Annotated in this window: 20 protein-coding genes; 8 read left to right on the forward strand and 12 right to left on the reverse strand. The window is 65.1% G+C overall.

The genetic code is table 11. From position 1 onward, the window contains the following. Positions 1-38 precede the first annotated feature (38 nt). A complete protein-coding gene (gene tcuC, locus C41B8_RS03240; RefSeq protein WP_084188429.1) occupies positions 39-1,400 on the forward strand; it encodes a tricarballylate/proton symporter TcuC in 1,362 nt (453 codons plus the stop codon). Then, a complete protein-coding gene (locus C41B8_RS03245) occupies positions 1,401-3,086 on the forward strand; it encodes a thiamine pyrophosphate-dependent enzyme (protein WP_084188430.1) in 1,686 nt (561 codons plus the stop codon). It begins immediately after the preceding gene. Positions 3,087-3,094: 8 nt separating this feature from the next. On the opposite strand, the gene C41B8_RS03250 is transcribed toward C41B8_RS03245, so the two are convergent. From C41B8_RS03250 to C41B8_RS03275, 6 genes are read right to left on the reverse strand one after another with little or no spacing between them, the layout of a single operon-like run. Further along, positions 3,095-3,508: a GFA family protein gene (locus C41B8_RS03250; RefSeq protein ID WP_051882937.1), complete on the reverse strand. Its 414-nt coding sequence runs from the start codon at positions 3,506-3,508 to the stop codon at positions 3,095-3,097. After that, positions 3,505-3,912, reverse strand: a complete 408-nt coding sequence (locus C41B8_RS03255) for a GFA family protein (RefSeq protein ID WP_037334041.1) — start codon at positions 3,910-3,912, stop codon at positions 3,505-3,507. Before C41B8_RS03255 ends, C41B8_RS03250 begins: the two co-directional genes overlap by 4 nt. Positions 3,913-3,915: 3 nt before the next feature. After that, positions 3,916-4,560, reverse strand: a complete 645-nt coding sequence (locus tag C41B8_RS03260) for a LysE family translocator (protein ID WP_037334044.1) — start codon at positions 4,558-4,560, stop codon at positions 3,916-3,918. 4 nt (positions 4,561-4,564) lie between these two features. Further along, positions 4,565-5,200, reverse strand: a complete 636-nt coding sequence (locus C41B8_RS03265; RefSeq protein WP_037334047.1) for a hypothetical protein — start codon at positions 5,198-5,200, stop codon at positions 4,565-4,567. Positions 5,201-5,225: 25 nt separating this feature from the next. Continuing rightward, entirely contained in the window at positions 5,226-6,419 is a 1,194-nt protein-coding gene (gene cytX, locus C41B8_RS03270) for a putative hydroxymethylpyrimidine transporter CytX (protein ID WP_037334049.1), read from the reverse strand. Positions 6,420-6,472: 53 nt separating this feature from the next. Beyond that, positions 6,473-7,045, reverse strand: coding sequence for a helix-turn-helix domain-containing protein (locus tag C41B8_RS03275; protein ID WP_037334457.1), 573 nt, complete (start codon positions 7,043-7,045; stop codon positions 6,473-6,475). A 91-nt stretch (positions 7,046-7,136) separates the two neighbouring features. On the opposite strand from C41B8_RS03275, the gene C41B8_RS03280 reads away from it, so the two are divergent. The 3 genes from C41B8_RS03280 (at position 7,137) to C41B8_RS03290 (ending at position 10,062) form a co-directional block, all read left to right on the forward strand. Further along, positions 7,137-8,039 (forward strand): EamA family transporter, encoded by a 903-nt coding sequence (locus tag C41B8_RS03280; protein ID WP_037334460.1) that lies wholly within the window; start codon positions 7,137-7,139, stop codon positions 8,037-8,039. Positions 8,040-8,162: 123 nt separating this feature from the next. Then, the gene (locus tag C41B8_RS03285) at positions 8,163-9,512 is read left to right on the forward strand and encodes an arylsulfotransferase family protein (protein WP_156962395.1); all 1,350 of its coding nucleotides are present in this window, start codon (positions 8,163-8,165) and stop codon (positions 9,510-9,512) included. Continuing rightward, positions 9,502-10,062 carry a cysteine hydrolase family protein gene (locus C41B8_RS03290; RefSeq protein WP_037334051.1) on the forward strand — a complete coding sequence of 187 codons (561 nt, stop codon included), beginning with the start codon at positions 9,502-9,504 and terminating at the stop codon, positions 10,060-10,062. The genes C41B8_RS03285 and C41B8_RS03290 overlap by 11 nt, the downstream gene beginning before the upstream one ends. Before the next feature lie 45 nt (positions 10,063-10,107). On the opposite strand, the gene C41B8_RS03295 is transcribed toward C41B8_RS03290, so the two are convergent. Together C41B8_RS03295 and C41B8_RS03300 are read right to left on the reverse strand one after the other, a co-directional pair. Further along, a complete protein-coding gene (locus tag C41B8_RS03295) occupies positions 10,108-10,599 on the reverse strand; it encodes a GNAT family N-acetyltransferase (RefSeq protein ID WP_037334054.1) in 492 nt (163 codons plus the stop codon). A gap of 171 nt (positions 10,600-10,770) precedes the next feature. After that, on the reverse strand, positions 10,771-12,186 hold the full coding sequence (locus C41B8_RS03300) for an amidase (RefSeq protein ID WP_037334056.1): 1,416 nt from the start codon (positions 12,184-12,186) through the stop codon (positions 10,771-10,773). 131 nt (positions 12,187-12,317) lie between these two features. On the opposite strand from C41B8_RS03300, the gene C41B8_RS03305 reads away from it, so the two are divergent. Then, positions 12,318-13,328 carry a M23 family metallopeptidase gene (locus tag C41B8_RS03305; RefSeq protein ID WP_051882941.1) on the forward strand — a complete coding sequence of 337 codons (1,011 nt, stop codon included), beginning with the start codon at positions 12,318-12,320 and terminating at the stop codon, positions 13,326-13,328. A 14-nt stretch (positions 13,329-13,342) separates the two neighbouring features. On the opposite strand, the gene C41B8_RS03310 is transcribed toward C41B8_RS03305, so the two are convergent. The 4 genes from C41B8_RS03310 to aroQ form a co-directional block, all read right to left on the reverse strand. Next, positions 13,343-14,278 (reverse strand): oxygenase MpaB family protein, encoded by a 936-nt coding sequence (locus C41B8_RS03310; RefSeq protein WP_037334059.1) that lies wholly within the window; start codon positions 14,276-14,278, stop codon positions 13,343-13,345. 130 nt (positions 14,279-14,408) lie between these two features. Further along, on the reverse strand, positions 14,409-15,416 hold the full coding sequence (locus C41B8_RS03315; protein ID WP_198025033.1) for a SphA family protein: 1,008 nt from the start codon (positions 15,414-15,416) through the stop codon (positions 14,409-14,411). Positions 15,417-16,534: 1,118 nt separating this feature from the next. Next, complete coding sequence (locus tag C41B8_RS03320; protein ID WP_037334066.1) at positions 16,535-17,989, reverse strand: aldehyde dehydrogenase; 1,455 nt, start codon at positions 17,987-17,989, stop codon at positions 16,535-16,537. A gap of 209 nt (positions 17,990-18,198) precedes the next feature. After that, on the reverse strand, positions 18,199-18,645 hold the full coding sequence (gene aroQ / locus C41B8_RS03325; RefSeq protein ID WP_037334070.1) for a type II 3-dehydroquinate dehydratase: 447 nt from the start codon (positions 18,643-18,645) through the stop codon (positions 18,199-18,201). 269 nt (positions 18,646-18,914) lie between these two features. Between aroQ and C41B8_RS03330 the strand changes: the two genes are divergently transcribed. Together C41B8_RS03330 and C41B8_RS03335 are read left to right on the forward strand one after the other, a co-directional pair. Next, positions 18,915-19,712 carry an IclR family transcriptional regulator domain-containing protein gene (locus C41B8_RS03330; protein WP_198025034.1) on the forward strand — a complete coding sequence of 266 codons (798 nt, stop codon included), beginning with the start codon at positions 18,915-18,917 and terminating at the stop codon, positions 19,710-19,712. A 238-nt stretch (positions 19,713-19,950) separates the two neighbouring features. Further along, on the forward strand, positions 19,951-21,285 hold the full coding sequence (locus tag C41B8_RS03335) for a class-II fumarase/aspartase family protein (protein WP_037334075.1): 1,335 nt from the start codon (positions 19,951-19,953) through the stop codon (positions 21,283-21,285). The last annotated feature ends 36 nt before the right edge of the window (positions 21,286-21,321 follow it).

The following is a 21,321-nucleotide window of genomic DNA, read 5'->3' on the forward strand; positions in this document are numbered from 1 at the left end:
AAGCGAAAAAACCGTACGAGATACGGAGGAGTACACCCATGTCGAGCACAACCAAGGTATCGACCTCATCGAGGGCCAAGAACGCCGCCCGCGTTCTCACCGGCAATTTTCTCGAGATGTTCGATTTCATGATCTACGGCTTCTATGCCGGGATCATCGCGGATGTCCTGTTCCCTGCCACCGATCCGGCGTTCGCGCTGCTGATGTCCTGGATCACCTTCGGTATCGGCTTTCTGATGCGCCCCCTCGGCGCCCTGGTGCTGGGTGCCTATGCCGACAAGCACGGCCGGCGCGCCGGGCTGCTGCTGAGCCTTTCGATCATGTCGGTGGGCGTGCTGTCGATCGCCTTCGTGCCGTCGTTCGCCAGCATTGGCTACGCGGCCCCTGTCATCGTGATCATCGGCCGTCTGCTACAGGGCTTTTCGGCCGGCGCCGAATCGGGCACGGCCTCGGTGTATCTGGCCGAGATCGCGCCGAACAATCACAAGGGCTTTTTCGCCGCGCTGCAGCCGACCAGCCAGGAAGTTTCGGTGCTGTTGGCCTCGCTGATCGGCGTCGGCCTGTCGCTGACCCTGTCGGACGCCCAGATGCACAGCTGGGGCTGGCGCGTGCCGTTTCTGATCGGTTCGCTGCTGGTGCCGGTGCTGCTGATCATGCGGCGCTCGATGACCGAGAGCGAGGAGTTCAAACAGCGCCGTCATCACCCGAGCCTACGCGAAGTCAGCGCCACGCTGGCCAAGAACTGGCAGCTGATCGGCAACGCCATCATGATGATTCTGCTGACCTCGGTGACCTTTTATCTGATCACGTCCTACATCGTCACCTACGGCCACAAGATCCTCGGCCTGACGTCGATGGAAAGCTTCATCGTCACCATCTGCATGGCCACGGCCAATCTTTTCGTCATGCCCGGCGTGGCCGCGATCTCGGACCGGGTCGGTCGGCTACCGGTGCTGTTGTCGGCCTCGGCGGCGCTCGGCGTCTGTGCCTATCCGACCATGGCTTGGCTGGTGGCCGATCCGTCGTTCTTCCGGCTGTGGGTCGCGGTGGTCTTCCTCGGCTGCCTGTACGGCTGCTGGCAGGGCACGCTGATGATCTCGCTGGTGGAAATCATGCCGGCCAAGGTCCGCGCCAGCGGCTGGTCGCTGGCCTACAGCCTGACCTATGCCATCTTCGGCGGCTTCACCCCCGCCTTCGTCACCTGGCTGATCCAGGTTACCGGCAATCGCGCGATGCCGGGTGTCGCCCTAGCGCTGGCGGCGATCGTCGGCTTCATCGGCACGCTGCTGGCCCGCAAGCGTCTGGCGGCAGGCCGTCAGCAATGGCTATCGATCGAAACCACCGACAGCCAGCCGGAAGACACCGCCGCCACCGCACCGTCCCAGCGAGGATTCGCCTAGATGCACGCACCCAACCCGGCAGCCCCGACCGTTCCTGCCCCCGGCAGGGCGGTCGAGGGCACCACCGCCGACATTCTGGTCGAGACGCTGCATCGGCGCGGCGTCGATACGATCTTCGCCCTGCCCGGCATCCAGAACGATCCATTGTTCGATGCGCTGTATCACGCCGCCGATCGGGTGCGTACGATCAACCCGCGCCACGAACAGGCCACGGCCTATATGGCGACCGGTTATGGCATGGCCACCGGCCGGCCGGGCGTCTGCGCGGTCGTCCCCGGGCCGGGCCTGCTGAATACCACCGGCGCACTGGCCACCGCCTGGGCGTGCTCGGCCCCGGTCATCGCGCTGGCGGGCCAGATTCCGCAACGCATGATCGGGCGCGGCGTGGGCATGCTGCATGAAATCCACGATCAGCTCGGCGTACTGCGTCATGTTACGAAATCCGCCGAGCGCATCGCCCACCCGGGCCAGGCCGGCACGCTCACGGCGCGCGCATTCGATATCGCAAACACCGCGCCCTGCCGGCCGGTGGGGCTGGAATGCGCGCTCGATGTCTGGGGCCGTACCGGCCGGGCTACCATCCCGGACAGCGAACCGGGCCGCGCAGCGGCCGATCTGGCCGATCTGGCCGGACTGGAACAGGCGGCCAAACTGCTGGCCCGTGCCGAACGCCCGTTGATCGTGGTTGGCGGCGGCGCCCAGGGCGCGGCGGAACCGTTCCGGCGACTGGCCGCCGCACTGGGGGCGCCGGTCACGGCCAACCGCATGGGCCGCGGCGTGCTCGCCAGCGACGATCCGCTGTGCGTCGATCCGGTGGCCGGGCATAGGCTCTGGGGCGAAGCCGACGTGGTGCTCGCAATCGGCACCCGGCTGCAGCTCCAGCTGATGGACTGGGGTCTCGACGAACGCCTCAAGATCATTCGCATCGAGGCCGATCCCGAAGCGCTCGATCGCTTGAGCCCGCCGACTGTCAGGCTGGTGGGCAATGCGGCCGAGGTCGTGGCCGATCTGCTCGATCAACTGCCGCCTGGCATGGCGCCGAGGGCGCTCGGCGACTGGATCGAACCGGCCCGACGTGCCGCGGCCCAGGCGCTGTCGGCGCTCGAACCGCAGATCGGCTGGCTTGATGCCATTCGCGACGTGCTGCCGCGGAACGGCATCTTTGTCGACGAACTCACCCAGCTTGGCTATGCCAGCCGGGCCGTATTCCCGGTCTATGAACCGCGCAGTTTTCTATCGCCGGGCTATCAGGGCACGCTCGGTTGGGGCTTTCCCAGTGCACTCGGCGCCCAGGTCGCCTGCCCGGACCGCAAGGTGCTCTCGATCAACGGCGACGGCGGGTTTCTCTACAACATCGCCGAACTGGCCACCGCGGCCCAGCACCGGATTCCGCTAGTAGCGATCGTGGTCAACGACCGCGCCTATGGCAACGTGGCCCGTATCCAGGACCAGAAATTCGGCGGCCGCCGCATCGCCAGCGCCCTGAATTCGCCGGACTTCGTCGGCGTGGCCGAAAACTTCGGCGTCCGCGGTATGCACGCGAATACGCCGGATGCATTGCGAGCCTGCCTCGAAGAAGCCTTTGCGCTCGACGCCCCGGTGCTCATCGAAGTCGAGGCCGGGCCCATGCCGGACCCCTGGGCGCTGCTGCGCTTTTCGCCCTCGCGCGGGCGCAAGGTGAGCTGAGGGTGGGGTCAGCCGCCGGGCACACCGCCCGGCGGCTCGTCGTAGGGATAGCACGGCGTCGCCGCGTCGAGCTGATAATAATCGCCGGCCTCCGCACAGTAGATATGACCGATGGTGGCCTGCCCGGTGAGCGCGTCGAAAGCGCCCGGCGCGATCTCGATATGATCGGCGCCGGCTTCGTCGAAACAGAGACTCGCCCCACAAACCCGGCAGAAACGCCGCATGACACCCGGCGACGACGACCAGCCGGCGAGCGTGGCCAAGGCCGTCCATTCGAATCGTTCGCGCGGGATTTCCATTGCAGCCCAGTAATAACCGGACCAGCGGCGACAGCTCTCACAGTGGCAGGCGATCACCGGCGCCAGCGCGCCGTGAACGACAAACCGCACACCGCCGCAGGCACAACCGCCGGTATGCGTCACGAGTCCATCTCCGGACCGAGCTTCTGTGGGAGCGATGGATCGAGATCATAGTAGTCGCCGGCCTCAGCGACGCAGATATGCGCCGCGGTCGCCAGCCCCGTCGGCGATTCAAGCGCACCGGGCGCGATCGAGATGCGATCCACGTCGTGGCGACGATAGAACAGACTCGAGCCGCACTGAGAACAAAAGCCACGCTCGGCGAGATCCGAAGACGCCCACCATGTCAGCGTTTCGCCCGCCTCGATCGAAAGCGCTTCCCGCGAGACGTGAGTCGCGCCCCAGAAATAACCGGACCAGCGCCGGCAGGTCTGGCAGTGGCAGGCAACGACATCGGTCAGATCGGCATGGACCCGGAAGCGCACCGCGCCACAAGCACAGCGTCCGCGATGTTCATGCGCACGCATCGATCAGCGTTGCGCGAGCGCGAGCCGCGCGCCTAGGCCGATGAAGATCGCACCGACGCCACGCTCGGCCCAGGCCGCCAGCCGGCGACGGCCACGCAACAAACGCATGAGCCGATCGCCGACCAGAATCAGGGCCGGTTCGATCAGGCCGGCGACCACGAACAGCAACAGCCCGTGCAGGGCGAGCTGGGCCGTGACCGGACCAGCGCCCGGCACGACGAATTGCGGGATAAAGGCCAGAAAGAACAGCGCGACCTTGGGATTGAGCAGGTCGACGAGAATCCCCTGCCGGTAGGCCGCCCAGCGGCTCGGCGCGACCGGCACGCTCGGGGCTTCCGACGTGTCATTGCCCCGCTGGGCCGAGATGAGCGCCTGAATACCGAGCCAGACCAGATACGCCGCGCCCATCCATTTGATGACCGAAAACGCCATCGCCGAGCGCGCGAGAATCGCGGCCAGCCCGAGCACGGTGGCCGCCACGTGTACGAGCGCGCCGGTCCACACCCCGAACATGGCGGCAAAACCATGCCCGCGACCATGCCGGGCCGTCTTCGTGGCGATGAACAACAGATCGGGCCCGGGCACGATTTCGAGCGCGAACGCCGCGCCGAAGAAGGTGAGCCAATGGGCCCAGGAATAATCGAACATGAGATCAGTCCCGGAAGCGATCGATATCGTGGGCGAGTTTAACCCGGACCAGCGCCGCGACCAGCCGCGGGAAGTCGGCCCGCCCGCTCAGTCGGGCGAGCTTCGCCGCATCGGTCGGCAGACCGAGCTTCTCGGCCGTGGACAGACTCGCCTTGTCGGCAAACGGATAGAACTCGCCCCAGACCGCCTGCACCTCGCGCAGGAATATTGCCGCGCCGGTATCGCCGATGCCCTTGAAGCGCTTGAGCGCACGAATCGCGGCGTCGGGATCGCCGTTCGCCTCGGCACGCAGCTGGCGCAGGTCGCCGTCGTAAGCGTCCAGCAGATGATGGTTGAAATCCATGATCTGGGTGGCGGTCTTTTCATCCACCCGGGCATAGCCGGCGCCGTTCAAGACCTTCACGCGCTCCGGCCAGGTACTCGCCGCCAGCTTCTTCGGCGTGGTCCAGCCGGCATCGGCCATCGCCCGCGCCGCACGCATGGCGATCTCGGCTTGGACCGGCGCACTGGTCAGCAGCGCCAGACACAGCAGCCGGAACAACGGCGACGGCGTGTTGCGCGACAGATCCACGCCCAGTTCGGCGGCAAAAGTCCGGCCGTACTCGGCCAGCAGCGCGTCGATGCGTTCGGTCTGTTTCATCACTCGACCTCCGGCGATGCGGGTCTTACGACGCGGGCACCAGCGCGCTCACGCGGCGTGTCGCCACGTAGAGGGCCGCGGTCACCGCGAACGAGGGCAAGGTGGCGCCGATGGGCGTGTCCAGCGCTAGAAACCCGTAGTAGCTCGCCACCCCGATCGCCCAGACGCCGAGCGCCGGCCAAGCGAATACGCCCGGCTCGTCACGCCGCTCACCCAGCAGGAAATAACGCGCCAGCACCACGGCATACAGCGGCGAGAACAGCGCGCCGATGGTGTAGAGAAAACTCTCGTAGGCGGCGATCGGCACCGCGAGCGCGACGATCGTGCCGATCGCCGTCATCAACAGCGCGAGCCACCGGGGCGCGCCGCCGCCCGCGACATGATGCGCACTCACGCCGGCCGAGTAGGTATCCATGAACGTGGTGGTCACGGTCGACAACAGGATCACCGCGAGCGCGGCCAGTACCGCCGGCACGCCTCCGACCAGCGCGGCCAGGTCCAAGCCGCCAAAGTGCAGCGCCATCAGCAGTCCGATCGCGTACATCCAGGCGCTGCCGATGCCGTAGCCGAGCCAGGTGAACACCGCGGCCGCGCCACCACGGCGGGCATGGCGGTTGTAGTCCGCCACCAGCGGCAACCAGGACAACGGCATGACCACCACCAGCTCCAGCGCGGCGCCAAAGCGCATCGCCCCGGAGCCGGCGGGCGCCGCCAGCGGCGCGTCGACGAAGAACAGCCGCACGAAGACGACCAGCAACAACGCCAGCAACAACGTCACTGCGATCGTGTTGAGCCGGCCAATGCCGGCGCGCGCAAACAATGACCACGCCGCCACCAGCACGCCGAACACGCCGATCCACAGCCAGACCGGCCCAACGTCCGCCAGATGGGTGGCCAGGCCGGCAAACTGACGGGCGCCGGTGGCGAGCATGATGGCGGTCCAGCCGATCAGCTGCACGACGTTGAGCGCGGCGAACAAGCGACGTCCGGCCGAGCCGAACGCGGCGCCGGCCGTGCCCATGGCGCTTTGTTTCTCGCGGCTGCCGATCAACCCGGCGAATACAAGCAGCGTGGTGCCGATGACATGCCCGAGCACGATGGCGATCAGGCCATGCACCCAACCGAGCGGCGCGAGCAGCGTGCCGGCCAGCATCTCCGACAACGATACGGCCGCGCCGAACCACAGCAGAAAGAACGGAGCATCGGACGACAAGCGCATGGGCAATCCTGGCGATGGTGCAGCGCGCGCGACGACGGGCACGCGCCGGTGAATCAATAGACGACGTTGCGCACGAAGCGCAGCAGCACGTCGCCCTCGTTGGCATAGCGATGCGGTCGGTCGCTTGGAAAGACCGAGAAATCGCCGGCGGCGATGGTAAAGCGTTCCTCTCCGAGCGTGACCGTGAGTTCACCTGCCAGCACGACGATCATGTTCGCCCAACCGACCGGATCGGCATCCGACTCATAGACCTCCCCTGGCGCGATCGACCAGGACCACAGCTCGACCTGCTCGCGCGCGGCCTTGCTCGCCAGCAGCCGAGCCTGGCTGTCGGCGCTCGAGCCGGCCCAGGCCACTTCGTCGATGCGCGCGGCGTCCTCGGTTTCCGGCGGCGCGACCAACGCATAGAACGCCACCCCAAGCGCTGCGGCCAGCCGGTCGAGCGTATTCAGGCTGACGTTCACGTCGCCTTTTTCGATGTTCACCAGCATACGCCGGCTCACGTCGGCGGCCTCGGCGAGTGCGGCCTGGCTGAGGCCGGCACCCGCGCGCAGGCGCCGTACGTTGGCGGCCACATGCACCAGCACATCGGGGCGCGCATCGGATCTGTGCAATATATTGCTCATTTCGACATTATCGGCGATCATGCGCCGCCAGCCCGGTCGGATCGCCCTATCCGCGCGGTGGCCGGCCACACCACGTCAGAGCGCTACGGTCATGAAACTCGATCATCGTGCCATTATCGCCCGAAGCTGGCCCGTTGCTCTGCTGCTGGTCGCGATGAGCGCGATCCAGAGCGGTGCCTCCCTGGCGCATACGCTGTTTCCGGTCGCCGGCGCCGCGGGCACGACCTCGGTGCGCCTGATCATCGCCGCCGCGATTCTATTGGTCGTGCTGCGCCCGTGGCGCAAGACGATTTCGGCGGACGCCTGGAAGGCGATCGCGATTTACGGCGTCGCGCTCGGCGCGATGAATTTCCTGTTCTATCAAGCCCTCGCGCGGATTCCGCTCGGCATTGCCGTGGCCTTCGAATTCACCGGACCGCTGGCCGTGGCCGTATTGTCGTCGCGTCGCGTGCTGGATCTGATCTGGGTGGCACTGGCGATGGCCGGCCTGGCCGTCCTGCTATGGCCCGGCTCGGATACCACCGGCGCGGTGACCTGGCCGGGGGCAGCCTGTGCGCTCGGCGCCGGCGCTTGCTGGGCGCTGTATATCCTGTTCGGTCAGAAGGCCGGCGCCGTACACGGCATGCACAGCGCGGTGCTCGGCGTGACGATCGCCGCTGTCGTGATCGCACCGATCGGTATCTGGGAGGCGGGCGCCACCCTGCTCGAGCCCCGCGTGCTGCTGTTCGGCGCCGGCGTGGCGGTGCTGTCGACGGCGCTGCCCTATACGCTGGAGATGATCGCCCTGCCGCGCCTGCCGACCGCGACCTTCGGCACGCTGATGAGCCTGGAGCCGGCCTTCGGCGCGCTCTCGGGACTGGTGTTTCTCGGCCAGGAACTCGGCACCTGGCAATGGCTGGCCATCGGCGCCGTCATGGCCGCCTCGATCGGCACCACACTCACGCCGGGCGCCGCCCCGGAGCCACACGCCGAGGAGCCACCGCGACCCGATTGATCGCGTCGTGGCCGTACCGCACGACCGCGACGAACGGTCAGCGTCGAGCCAATCGCTCTTGCTACACTCGGCCGCTCGCTTCCGCGTCCGGGTGTGGCCCGTGGCGCCCGGGCCCGGCGGATCATGAAACTGAGCTATCTCGCGAACGCGTTGTATGTCCTGGCGGTGCTGTTCCTGGCGTTTGCGGCCGGCATCGCCGTCAGCCTGACCCAGGTCTGGCCGTACCCCATCTTCCACGATGCCTACCAGGCCGCGACCGCGGAGCTGGCGCAGTCCCGGACATCGGTAAACCCGCTCGCCACCGACTTATGGCGCCGGGCTCGCACCAACGCGCGCGGCGTGACCGTGCACGACGCCGCGCAGATGCAGCCCGGCTACACGCTGTTCACGTCGGGTGATGCCAACGTCGCCCGTCTGATCGATGCCGACGGGCATGTGATCCACGAATGGAAGATGCCGTTTTCCAAGGTATGGACCCAGAACGCGGCGGTTCAGGACCCGCAGAAAGATGATCTCATCTATATGCGGCGCGCCAAGCTGCTGCCTAACGGGCATCTGGTGGCGATCTATATTTCGGGCAACGACACGCCCTGGGGTTACGGCATGGTCGAGCTGGACGCCGATTCGCATATCGTCTGGCGTTATCTCGCGCATGTGCACCACGATTTCGATTTCACCAACGACGGCCGCATCGTCACGCTGACCCACGACTTCACGAAGCAGCCGCTGGCCGGCTACGGCTTCGTGCCAACGCCCTATCTCGAGGATTTCCTGGTCACGCTGTCCCCGGACGGCAAGCAGCTGTCCAAGCTCTCGCTCACGCGCATGCTGGCGCGCTCGCCCTACGGCGTATCGCTACGCCGCGGCGAACCGTGGTTCGCTCAGTTCGACCCGCTGCACGTGAATACGGTCGACTGGCTCGGGCCCAAGGACATCAAGGCGCTGGGCTTCGGCAAGCCGGGTGACGTATTGGTCATGTTCCGCCAGATCAACCTGCTGGCACTGGTGGACCCGAAGGCCCAGCGCATCGTCTGGGCCATGCACGGCAACTGGCTCGCGCCACACGATCCGCACGTGCTGCCCAACGGCCATATCCTGATGTTCGATAACCTCGGCAACATGAAGCCGCACAACCCGTCGCGCGTGATCGAGTTCAATCCGCACAATGACAAGATCGTGTGGTCCTACGACGGCAGCCCCGGCCAACCCTTGTCCAGCCCGATCCGATCCACCGACCAGCGCCTGGCCAACGGCGATACGCTGATCACCGAGTCGGACGGCGGCCGGATGATCGAGGTGAACCACGCCGGCAAGATCGTCTGGGAATACGTGAGTCCGATCCGGGCCGGCGACAACAACGAGTTCATCCCGGTGTTGTCGGGCGGCTATCGCATCGATCCGGCGTCGCTGGACCCAGCGTTTCGGAACCAGCTCGCCCAGAAGGAACAAAGCCTGCAAGGTCATGGCAACTGAGCACCGCGCGCTGTTGCTGATCGATTTCCAGGCAGCCTTTGACGACCCCGCCGCCGGATCACGCAACAATCCGGACGCGGAACGCAATGCGTTGCTCCTGCTGGCGCGCTGGCGCGAGACCAACCGCCCGATCGTGCATATTCAGCACAGCTCGACCGAGCCGGGCTCTGCACTACGGCCCGATTCGCCGGGTCATGCGTTCAAGCCAGGGTTCGAGCCCGCCGCGGGCGAGATGTGGCTGAGCAAGCGCGTCAACAGCGCATTCATCGGCACGCCCCTGGAAACCGCGCTTGACCGCGCCGGCATCCGCTCGCTCGTCATCGCGGGCCTGACGACCGACCATTGTGTGTCGACCTCTACCCGCATGGCCGGCAATCTCGGGTTCGACGTCATTCTGGCCGGTGACGCGACCGCCGCCTTCGAACGACAGGCGGTCGACGGCACGCGGATCGATGCCGAGACGGTGCACGGGGTCAATCTGGCCAGTCTCGACCACGAGTTCTGTCGCGTATACGACACCGAGACGATCGTCGCCTCGATCTGCGGCTAACCGAGCCGGCGTCAAATAGCCGGATTCACCGGCCGCGCGGGGCGTCTATCGATTCGGCGTTGCGGCAAACGCGGCCAACGCCTCACCCTCGAGCCGATAGCCGATCCACTCGCTCTGCGGCGTCGCGCCGAGCGATTCGTAGAAGCCGATGGCCGGTGCATTCCAGTCCAGCACGTTCCATTCGAAACGGCCGTAGCCCTGCTCGACCGCCATCTGTGCCAGATAGCGCAACAGCGTGGTGGCATGGCCCTGTCCGCGCGCGGACGGCGTGATGTACAGATCCTCGAGAAAGATGCCGTGGCGGCCCAGCCAGGTGGAGAAGTTCAGGAAATACACGGCGAAGCCGACCGGTTCGCCGGCCACTTCGGCCATCAGCGCATAAACACTGGCGTCCGCGCCGAACAGGCGTTCGCGAATATCCTCCACCGTCGCGACAACCTCGTGCTCGGCTTTTTCGTAGATCGCGAGTTCAGTGATAAACCCCAGGATCTGTTCGGCGTCGGCAGGCTCGGCGGCCCGGATAGTCAGTTCGGACATTTCGGCTCTCGATGAGACATGGCAGAGTCGGAGCCGCTTATTATCCAGACGCAGCGAACGGCCGCCAGCCTAAGCCGGCAGCCGTTCGATTACATCGACGGCGATGTTAGGGCCTGTCGTCACGAGAGACGCCCTAAGCCCCCACCAGCATTCGGCGGGTTGCAATCAGCCTTACTGGGCCGGATCCGGCACCGTCGGCAGGCGCGCCGGATGGGCGTCCATATACGCATTGGCCGCGCGCAGCACGCGGACATCGTCGAACTTGCCGCCGGCAAGCTGGAAGCCGACCGGCAGGCCGGAATCAGTGAAACCGCAGGGAATCGATGCGGCCGGCTGCTGGCTGAGATTGAACGGATACGAGAATGGCGCCCATTCCTCCCAGTCGGTCATGTCGCTGCCGGGCGGGACTTCCTGATTGATCTCGAACGGCTCGATCGGCACCGAGGGCGTCATCAACAGATGATAGTCCTGATTGAAGTGTTCGAGCTTCTGAGTGAGCTTGGCGCGCGCATCGAGAGCCTGGAACAGATCCAGCGCGCTCCAGCGCTCCGCCGTCTTGGCATTGCGTACCAAGCCCGGATCGAGCAGGTTGCGGCCTTCCTCGTCGCACTGGTTCCAAACTTCTTCCGAGGCGGTGAACCACAGCCGCTGGAAGATCTCGATCGGCGACTCGAAACCGGGGTGAATCTCCACCACCTCGGCGCCGAGATCCTCGAGTTTATGCGCTGCTTCGCGCACCCGCGCGGCGATGTCGGGATCGACCTTGGCATAGCCGAGATCGGGCGAGTAGGCGATACGCAAGCCGCGCAGATCGCAATCGAGATCCACGCCCCAATCCTCAGGCTGGCCGCGCTGGGCATAGGGATCGCGGAAATCATAGCGGCCGATCACGTTGAGCATGCGGGCCGCATCGCGCGGATGACGCGTCAACGGGCCGATATGCGACAGCGTCGGCATTTTGGCCGGCGGCCATTGCGGGGTCCAACCGAACGTCGGTTTGAGCCCGAATACGCCGGTAAATGCCGCCGGGATACGGATCGAGCCGCCGGAATCGCCGCCTTGATGCAACACACCCATATTGAGCGCGGCCGCCGCGGCGGCGCCGCCGGACGACCCGCCGGGCGTGAGACGCGTATCCCACGGGTTGCAGGTCGCGCCGAACACGCGGTTATCGGTCACGGCCTTCCAGCCGAATTCCGGCGTATTGGTCTTGCCAAGCAGCACCGCGCCGGCTTCGCGAAGCTTGGCGGCCGGCGGCGCGTCCGTCTCGCACAGATCGGTCCCGGTGGTCGCCGAGCCTTCGCGCGCCGGCATGCCGGCCACTTCGGTCAGATCTTTCATCGAAACGGGCACACCATCGATGGGCGAAAGCGGCTTACCCTGGCCCCAACGACGCGCCGACTTCTTGGCGGCTTCTTCCGCACCTTCGCGATCGACGTAGACATAGGCGTTGACCGCCTCGTTGAATCGGTCGATGCGGTCGAGTGCGGCCCGCGTGGCTTCCAGCGGCGAAGCCTCGCCGGATTCGAACAGCTCGGCCAGCTGCCCGGCATCCATCAATCCCAGATCGGTATCGTTGTGGCTCATGCCCGGCTCCGTGCGATGTAAATGAGGCTAGAAACCGTAAACGCCCCTGATTGCATCCAACATCCGTATTGGTACTCAAGATGTTGGATACACCCGATAGACGCTTTATCCGGCTTGCCGAAACAACCGAAATGACCGAGCTGAAAAATCAAGAATCCCGTCAGCCGGGGCGACGCCGGACCTTGCTGCTCGCGCTACTGCTGGCCAGTCTGATTGGCCTGCTCTATGCGCGCCCGAGCTGGCGTCATGACGCCGGCGCAACAGCGGCGCGGGCAACTCATGCCGTGTTGCTCATTGCCGGCATGTCGCCACGCGATGTCTATGTCTGGCGGCTGCGCCTGGCGGGCCTCTACGACACGCCCATTGGCCTCGCATGGCGCGAAGCCGTGGCAGCAGCCCGGCCCACCGCGCTGGACAACCGACAACAAGCCCGACTCGTTTTCCGCCCTGAAACGGTCCGGGCGCGCGTATTCGAGACCCCACTGGCGCGTGGCATGGCGTTGCGCTGGCGCTTGTCCCGCGCCGCCCCCGATAGCGGACGCCTGTTCGCCAGTCTACAGCACAGCGACGACGGGCGTGCTTCAGCCGACTGGCACACGGTCGCGACGTTGCATGCCGACGGCCGCCCCCATCAATACACGGCACGCGACAACGGGCATTACCGTCTGGTGTTCCAACCAGAGCTGGGCGTTTCGATTCAGGCCCGACTGGCGATCGTGCGCGGCGGCTCGTTGCCGTTTCCCGTCGTCGGCGGGCACGAATACGACATCGGGGGCGGCTTCGGTGCCCCGCGCGATGGCGGCAAGCGCCGGCACAAGGGCGTGGATATCTTTGCCGATCGCGATACAGCGGTACGGGCGGTCGTGGATGGCCGCGTATCCACCGGAAACGGCGGGCTCGGCGGCCACTATATTTTTCTGTCGTCGGGCTTCATCGGGCCGCGGTTCTATTACGCCCATCTCGATCATTTCGCGGTGAAGAGCGGGACGCGCGTCGACGCCGGCCAGATCATCGGTTATGTCGGCAACTCGGGCAACGCCGCCGGCGGGCCGACGCATCTACACTTCGGTGTCTACGTCGCTGGCGGTGCGATCGACCCGGCGCCATTCATCCGGCCCATGCCGAACCTGCCCGGCGATTGAACGCCGCCGCATCCTCAATCGAAGACGAGAGCCTCACGACCGGCGCCGCAGCGACGGGCCGAGCGCATGGCAACACCTTCGCTCATCGACGCCCGGATCATCGGAGCGACCCGGCCCAGCGCGGCCGCGGCTGCCCGATCGACGAGTCTTTCCCGCCGCGAGCGCCCGATATGAGCCCGCGCCCATTCCGGCAACAGCGCGGCGCCGGCGCCGAGGAACGTACGCCGCGAGACGCCGGCAACCGGCACGGGCAGCTCCATCGCTTCCAGCACGGCGAGCGTGGCACGCGATCGTTCGTCGAAACGCAGCTGTGGCTGTACCGCCGCAAAATACTCCGTCATCTCGGCGCGCGACGCCGGCACATTACGGGCCCCGAGTTTCTCGGCAATACAGCGCGTTTCGTCGAAATAGGCATCCTCCGCCCCGGCCGGCAGATCGGCCCGGCGATAGCGCTTGTAGCCTTCCAGGAACATCGCCATCTCGGTGCAGTGCACCCAGGTCAGCAGCTCCGGATCGCGGGCGTCATAAGGTTCGCCTTCCGGCGTTTCGCCGACCACGCGGGCATGCATGCGATCGACGATACCGATCAGCCGCTCCGCATCGGCCGTCGGCGCATAACTGGTCGCGGCTACGAACGTGGTGGTATTGCGCAGCCGCCCCAGCGGGTCCTCGCGAAAACGCGAATGATCCCACACGCCGGCCAGCGCTCTTGGGTGCAGCGTCTGCAGCATGAGCGCCGCGATGCCGCCGGCCATCATGCCCGGGAAGTCGGCATGGATCTTCCAGGTCACCGAATCCGGGCCGAACAGCCCCCGATCCCCGACCGGCGCATCGTAGTCGATGCCGAACTTGTCGTGCGTCGCGACCGTATCGATGATCCAGCCGCGTACGCGGTCGTGTACGGGTTTAAGCAGTTGCGTGAATGGCGTGGTGCCGCCGGATGTCGCCACAAATCGCCTCGATGGCGGAAAGCGCTGATTTCATTATACCGGCGGCGTCGATCAATCGGATGCATGTTCGGGCCGGGATGGGCTTTCCGGCCATGCCCTCCCGGCCCGCTGACTGCATCCGCCGACCCCGCTATTCGGTTCCGACGTGACGGAAGCTCCCCAGCAGAGGAACAGCAAACTGGAACCAGACCGTGTCCGACGCGGCCCGATTTCTGACGGCCAGATCATGCTGGTATTTCAAGGCGAACCCACCGAATTTGGTGTAGTAGATCACTTGCGGACCGATGCCGAATGCCTGTGCGCGATGGCCATCGGGGCCCACGGTTTGCCCGTCGATCTCGTCGTCGGTGTACTGCTTCAGAAAGTACCCGCCGATGCCGAAACCCAGGTGCTGTGCGAACGAATCCTCGGATTCATGCACGAACGGGCGATAGTTCGCGGCGAAATCCGTATCCACCGAATTACCGGACTGGTAATGGGTTGCGCTGTTCTTGGTATTGAATTCGGCGTAAACGACGCTGTTGAGCGCCAACTTGTCGTTCACGTGATAAGTCACATTGATGCTCGGATCGAACGACCAGTAATTCTTACCGGGATTAACCAGATGGTTCTTGTTGTACCGTCCGGTCGGCATGTACGTATCCAGGCCGAAGTACATGAATAATTTATGGCCCGGCGAGACGTAAGATAGATAGTTCTGGAAATCGAGATCGCCGAGATTGGTCGCCGAATCGGACTCTCGGCCAACATCCAGATGATTGTAAGAGAACTGCAGGACGCCGCCCATGGTGTAATGAAACGGCCCGATCGGCTTGGCGAACGTATACATCACGCGCAATGCGTCAACCGCCCCCGAGTTGGAAAAGCCGGGAATGGTTTCGTTGCCCGAGTTGTTGGCGAGGGTGTTGCTCCAATGGCCAACGGAATAGTTATAAAGCTCCAAGGTTCCCGGCATCGGCGTGTAGCCGTCCGCAACGGTATTCACGCCTACAGGATAATGCGTTGTACCGTCTTCAGTCGCCGATGCCGTAGACGCGAACGCCGACAGGGCGATCACAGCCAGCGCTACGGGCGCTCCCTTTAGAAAAAGGTTTGCGGTGTTTGCGCGATCGCCCGCTGGATGGTGCCCGCCGGCCATACCCGGGGCCGTTTTCTGCTTTGTCATTGCTCCTCCCTTGTTCATCGTTCGATAAAATCCGCGATCAACGAAACGCTTCCGCTCGTGCCGGCGTTCTGGCGAAGGCGGCATGTCCGCCGGAGACCTGGGAACCTAGATGCCGCACCCCGGATTTGTTCGCTATGCGTTCTATTAGTCGTTATTCGAACTCGAGATTACGTATAACTATATGAGCCGGACAATGCCCTGTTGGTATTAAACCTTTAGTCATATAGGCGGGAACGGATCGCCGGCTGATGTCCGGCTTCTGCTCGAAATGGTGCAGGGGCATTCGTTCATGGGCGGACCAGGTTTGCGACATCTGCGGGTTTGGAGACGCCGTCTGGCCTGTCATTCTTTCCTTAAGGCATTAATCCGCAGATGTCGCAGATCACGCAGATGGCGGTTAGTCGTTAGCGGCATGAGTTCGGTCGCGGCGTATGCCCTTCGTTCACGAACAAATCAATTGAGTTGCAAGCTCTGTTCGACTCCGCCGCCCGTTAGCGCCCCGGGCCTGCTACGCCGCGAAAGCCGAACCGCATCTGCGTGAATCTGCGTTGATCTGCACACAGTCTTCCTCCAGGGAACGAAGCCCGACAAGCAAACGGCGCCCGGCCTCCTCCAGGTCGAAATACCAATCCGCCATTGGCGTCGTTCGCGTTCATTAGCGGACTGGAATCACGACCTCCTGGTGTCGGGGCGCTGCGTGATCTGTCTCTTCGTTCATTGAGGCATTTATCCGCAGATTTCGCAGATCACGCAGATGGGGGTTCATCGTTAGGGGCATGAGTTCGGTCGGGGCGCGAATTGCGGTATGCGCTTCGTTCCCCAGCGAATCATTCGGAGGCAAGCCTTGTGTGACTCGGTCGCCGCTTGGCGCCTCGGACCCGCTACGCCGCGACAGCCGAACCGCATCTGCGTGAATCTGCGGGCAGTCTTTTTCGAAGGAACAAAGCCCGACAAGCAAACGGCGCCCCGCATTATCCGGGTCGAAATACCGGTCCGCGATTAGCGCACTTCGCGTTCATCGGCGGACTGGATTGCGCGACCGCCGCGGTTTCCGGCCGCTGCACCACCGGCTTCGTAGCGCGGCGCCAGCTTCAGATCGGATAGTGCCGATCGCCGCCTTGCATCGTCACCCAGCGCAGCTCGGTGAATTCAGCGATGCCGGCTTGGCCACCAAAGCGCCCATAGCCGCTGGCTTTCACGCCACCAAAGGGCATCTGTGGCTCATCGTGCACGGTCGGGCCGTTGACATGACAAATCCCCGAACGAATGCGCTGAGCGATCGCCATGCCGCGCGCGCCGTTGCCAGAGAACACGGCGGCCGACAGGCCGTATTCCGTATCGTTAGCCACGCGAACCAACTCGTCATCGCCGCCGGCCACGCGCACCAACGCGACCACCGGGCCGAACGATTCCTCACCGTAGATCCGCATCTCCGGGGTGACCTGATCCAGCACGGTCGGCTGCATAATGACCGAATCAGCCTCGCCCCCGACCAGCACCTTGGCCCCCTTGGCCTTCGCATCGGCGATCAGCTCGTTGAGATGGCGCCGCGACGGCTCGCCGATCAACGTGCCCAGCGGCGTATTCTCATGGCGTGGATCGCCGGCCTTGAGCGTGGCGACCTTGGCCGCAAGGCGCTCGGCGAAGTCATCCGCCACCGCGTCGGCCACGACCAATCGTTCGGTCGACATGCAGATCTGGCCCTGATGGAAGAAAGCGCCGAAGGCCGCCGCCGCAACCGCCGCATCCAGATCGGCGTCATCGGCCACGAGAAACGGCGCCTTGCCGCCGAGTTCCAGCAGCGCCGGCTTGAACACGCCGGCCGCGGTCTGGCCGATGATCCGGCCGACCGGGCTCGAGCCGGTGAAGTTCACCCGGGCGATCGCCGGATGTTCGATCAGCGCGCGCACTACGTCCGGCGCATCCTCGGGCGCGTTGGTCACCACGTTGACGACGCCGTCCCCCAGCCCCGCCTCGATCAGCGCCTCGCCGATCAGGTGATGCACGGCCGGGCACTGTTCGGAAGCCTTGAGCACGACCGTATTGCCACAAGCCAGCGCCGTCGCGATCGCCCGCGTGCCCAGAATCACCGGCGCATTCCAGGGCGCGATCCCGAGGATCGGGCCGCAGGGCACGCGCATGGACATGGCCAGATTGCCGGGCACGTCGCTGGGGATCGTGGCGCCCTGAATCTGGGTCGTCAGCCCGGCCGCTTCACGCAGCATGCCGGCCGCCACGTGTACGTTGAAACCGGCCCATACAGCCGTTGCCCCGGTTTCCTCCACCATGGCCTCGGTGAAAGCCTCAGTCCGTGCCTCCAGCGCATCCGCGGCAGCCAGCAGTTTCATGCGTCGTTCACCCGGGCCGGTCGCCGACCAGTGCGCGAACGCGGCTGCCGCCGCCTCAGCCGCGGCTTCGGCGTCAGCGACTGTAGCCGCCGCTGCTCGCGTGACCACGTCGCCGCCAGCCGGGTTACACCGTTCGAAGATCGCGCCCTGGGCAGCCGCCTGCGATTGTCCGCCAATCAGCAATGCCAGTTCCTTCATGTGCTTCGACTCCTCAATCGTTGTTCGAATACCGGTCATCGCGGCGCCCCGATCCGAGACTGGATCCAAGAGCGTCACTGGCATGAAGTTCGCACTACGGCCAAAAGAACGCAAGGCGAACAATCACGTCATCGCTCCGCTTGATTCGGTCTTTGGGTGCGGCCGTTGGCGATTTGCAGACGCGCCGAGGCCGCAGCAATCGGCAGATATCAGGGAAACGCCGCCCCACTCAGACGCTGGACGACGAAATCCAGCGCCGCGGCATAGCCGTAGGCACCCAGCCCGGCGATTACCCCGTCGGCCCGTTTCGAGACATAAGAGTGATGCCGGAACGATTCGCGCTGATGCACGTTCGACAAATGCACTTCGACCACCGGCCCTTCGAAGGCCTTGAGCGCATCGAGCAAGGCGATGGACGTATGCGTCCAGGCCGCCGGATTGATGATGATGGCATCAGCCTCGCCGCGAGCCGCATGAATACGCTCGATCGCCTCACCTTCGTGATTGGTCTGGAAGGCAGCGAGTTCGGCCCCCTGTTCAGCGGCCCGGTGTGCCAGCGTCCGCTCGATGTCGGTTAGCGTGGTCGCGCCGTAGATATCGGGTTCGCGATCGCCCAGCAGGTTCAGATTGGGACCGTTCAACAATAGGATGTTCACAGCGCGTCCGGTTTCGGCATGAAGACGTCATGATAGCGGGGCGAACAGGGTCAGCGCAGTCTTGCCGAACGCGCCGGGCGACGCCAGCACGAGGTTCGGGAAAAACGACGAAGCCCCATCGGCCATGATGGTCACCGCGAGCGGTATCGACGGTAGTCGTGCCGCATTGAACCGCGGCGATCCAAAATCGTCACCGTGTTCGCATTGCGTACAAACGCGCTCGACTGATAGATTCGCTCGATCATCAAATCCCGTGAGGATCCAGCCGAGTGACGCAGGACGCCCAGGACATCGACAGCCCACCGCTGGCCCCCGATCATCGCGACTTTGTCAGCGCCCTGGCGACCGGCCTGGAGATCATCCGGGCCTTCGACCGGGATCATCCACGCATGACCCTGAGCGAAGTCGCCACCCGCAACGGCATCAACCGCGCCAAGGCCCGGCGTTTCCTGCTCACGCTCCACGGCCTCGGCTATGTCCGCAAGCAGGATCGTTATTTCGAGCTGACGCCGCGCGCCCTCGATCTCGGCTATGCCTTTCTCTCGGCCAACGGCTATCAGCGGGTCGTGCGCCAACATCTCGAGCACATCACCGAGATCACCGGCGAATCCTCGTCGATGGGCGTACTCGACGGCACCGACGTCATCTATGTCGCCCGTTCCGCCGCGCCGCACCGGCTGATGACCGTGGCGCTGAACATCGGCTCACGCCTACCGGCAGCAGCAACCTCGATGGGGCGCGTCCTGTTGGCCTATACCCCCGATCGACTCGAGCAGATTCTGGCCCGGGGTGAACTCGTCGCTTATACCGCGAATACCATCACCGACCCGGACATCCTGCGCGCGCGTATCGACGAGGTCCGCGAGCAGGGCTACTGCATTCTCGATCAGGAACTGGAATCCGGCCTACGGTCGCTGGCCGTGCCGGTGCGCAATCAGCACGGTCATCTGCTCGGCGCACTGAACGTAAGCACCAACGCCGCCCGCGTGCCGAAGGCGCAACTCGAACAGGAATTCCTGCCCCTTCTTCTGGAGACCAGCCAGCAGATCGAACGCACCATCGGCTGACGCGCATCGCATGGCAAACCTGATCGACGTCAGGTTTGCCGAGAGAGGATGAGCGCGACTATCGTGCTGCACGATACGGGCGCGGTTTGGGCCGGCTTATTGACAGCGGCCATACCGAGCCTGCGGTAAACACGATCATCACGCGAAGCGGATCGACAGGGGTGGCCCAAGCGGCATCGTGGCCCTCGACACGCCATTCGCGTGGTGACGGGCAGTGCCCGGCAGCCTTGGACGCCTCATGTACGATCGATTCCTGCGCCATCCCTTCATGAGCCCGACCGGCGTTGCGGCTTGCGACGCGGCCGCCTTCATCGAAGCCATGTGCACTTTCGAACTGGCGCTGGCTCACGTCGAAGAAACCTTCGGGCACCTGCCAGCCGGCACATCGGACGAGCTCGCCCGGCATATCCGGCCGACGCATTTTGACACCGAGGCGCTGGCTGCAAACGCCGCCGACGGCGGCAATGTCGCCATCCCGTTCGTCAAGCAGGCCAAGGCCCTGCTGCCCGAGTCGCTGCAAGCCTCCTTCCACAAGGGCGCCACCAGTCAGGACGTCATCGACTCGGCGCTGATGCTGCTCATCAAGCCCCGGCTGGCGCGCTGCCTCACTCTTGTCGACACGGCGATCGAGGGCGGGACGGCCCTGATGCGACAGCACCGCGAGACCCCGATGATCGGACGCACGCTGACCCAGCAGGCGTTGCCGATCACCTTCGGCGCTAAAGTCGGTCAGTGGCTCACCGGCCTGGCCGCGGCCGAGCGGCGGCTGCGTGATGCGCATGACCAGGGCCTGTTCGTCCAGTTCGGCGGGCCGGTCGGGACCCACCACGGGCTCGACGACGGGCTCGAACTGATGGATGCGCTCGCCGAACGGCTCGGTCTGAACCGACCGCTGCTGCCCTGGCATACCGACCGCCAGCCGATACTGGCCCTCATTGATGCAATCGGCGCGGTCGCCGTAGCCGCCGAGAAGATCGCCACCGATATCGCCTTCATGGCCCAGACGGAAGTCGGTGAAGCCCGCGAACCGGCCGCCACCGGCGCCGGCGGTTCGTCATCGATGCCGCACAAAGCCAACCCCGTCGGCAGCGCCCGGATTCGTGCCGCCGCCCGCCAGATCCATGCCGCGGTGGGCACGCTCCATGGCGCGGGCGCCCAGGCCCACGAACGTGCCTTCGGCGAGTGGCACGCCGAGTGGGCACCGCTGGTCGATGCCGTGCTGTTGCTCGAGGGTGCCCTCGAAACCCTGGCTCCGCTGCTCGGCGAACTGCAGATCGATCGGGAAGCGATGCGTGCCAATCTCGCCCTGGCCCACGGCGCCAACCTGGCCGCGCCGACGATCGCGCTGCTGCAAGAAGCCATGTCGACCGACCGGGCGAAAGCATTAGCCGCGCAGGCGGCCGAAACGGCCCGGCGCGAGCGCTGCAGCTATGCGGATGCGCTGCTCACCCTGCCCGTCGTTGCTGAGGCATTCGACCCCGAACGTGTACGCTCGACCGTCGACCCGGCCGCCTATGTCGGCACGAGCGCTGCCCAGGTCGACCGCGTGGCAAACCGGCTGTGCCAGCGTTGACATGCGCCGCTCGTCCAACCCCTTGGCCGACCTAAA

This window comes from Salinisphaera hydrothermalis C41B8 (genome assembly GCF_000732535.1).
GTDB lineage: Bacteria > Pseudomonadota > Gammaproteobacteria > Nevskiales > Salinisphaeraceae > Salinisphaera > Salinisphaera hydrothermalis.

Coding starts and splice junctions, on each gene's coding strand:
- C41B8_RS03245 (WP_084188430.1), top strand. CDS start 1,401: ATGCACGCACCCAACCCGGCAGCCCCGACCGTTCCTGCCCCCGGCAGG.
- C41B8_RS03315 (WP_198025033.1), bottom strand. CDS start 15,416: ATGGCCGGCGGGCACCATCCAGCGGGCGATCGCGCAAACACCGCAAAC.
- C41B8_RS03320 (WP_037334066.1), bottom strand. CDS start 17,989: ATGAAGGAACTGGCATTGCTGATTGGCGGACAATCGCAGGCGGCTGCC.
- C41B8_RS03305 (WP_051882941.1), top strand. CDS start 12,318: ATGACCGAGCTGAAAAATCAAGAATCCCGTCAGCCGGGGCGACGCCGG.
- C41B8_RS03295 (WP_037334054.1), bottom strand. CDS start 10,599: ATGTCCGAACTGACTATCCGGGCCGCCGAGCCTGCCGACGCCGAACAG.
- C41B8_RS03290 (WP_037334051.1), top strand. CDS start 9,502: ATGGCAACTGAGCACCGCGCGCTGTTGCTGATCGATTTCCAGGCAGCC.
- C41B8_RS03255 (WP_037334041.1), bottom strand. CDS start 3,912: ATGCGTGCGCATGAACATCGCGGACGCTGTGCTTGTGGCGCGGTGCGC.
- C41B8_RS03260 (WP_037334044.1), bottom strand. CDS start 4,560: ATGTTCGATTATTCCTGGGCCCATTGGCTCACCTTCTTCGGCGCGGCG.
- C41B8_RS03335 (WP_037334075.1), top strand. CDS start 19,951: ATGTACGATCGATTCCTGCGCCATCCCTTCATGAGCCCGACCGGCGTT.
- C41B8_RS03285 (WP_156962395.1), top strand. CDS start 8,163: ATGAAACTGAGCTATCTCGCGAACGCGTTGTATGTCCTGGCGGTGCTG.
- cytX (WP_037334049.1), bottom strand. CDS start 6,419: ATGCGCTTGTCGTCCGATGCTCCGTTCTTTCTGCTGTGGTTCGGCGCG.
- tcuC (WP_084188429.1), top strand. CDS start 39: ATGTCGAGCACAACCAAGGTATCGACCTCATCGAGGGCCAAGAACGCC.
- C41B8_RS03300 (WP_037334056.1), bottom strand. CDS start 12,186: ATGAGCCACAACGATACCGATCTGGGATTGATGGATGCCGGGCAGCTG.
- C41B8_RS03265 (WP_037334047.1), bottom strand. CDS start 5,200: ATGAAACAGACCGAACGCATCGACGCGCTGCTGGCCGAGTACGGCCGG.
- C41B8_RS03275 (WP_037334457.1), bottom strand. CDS start 7,045: ATGAGCAATATATTGCACAGATCCGATGCGCGCCCCGATGTGCTGGTG.
- C41B8_RS03280 (WP_037334460.1), top strand. CDS start 7,137: ATGAAACTCGATCATCGTGCCATTATCGCCCGAAGCTGGCCCGTTGCT.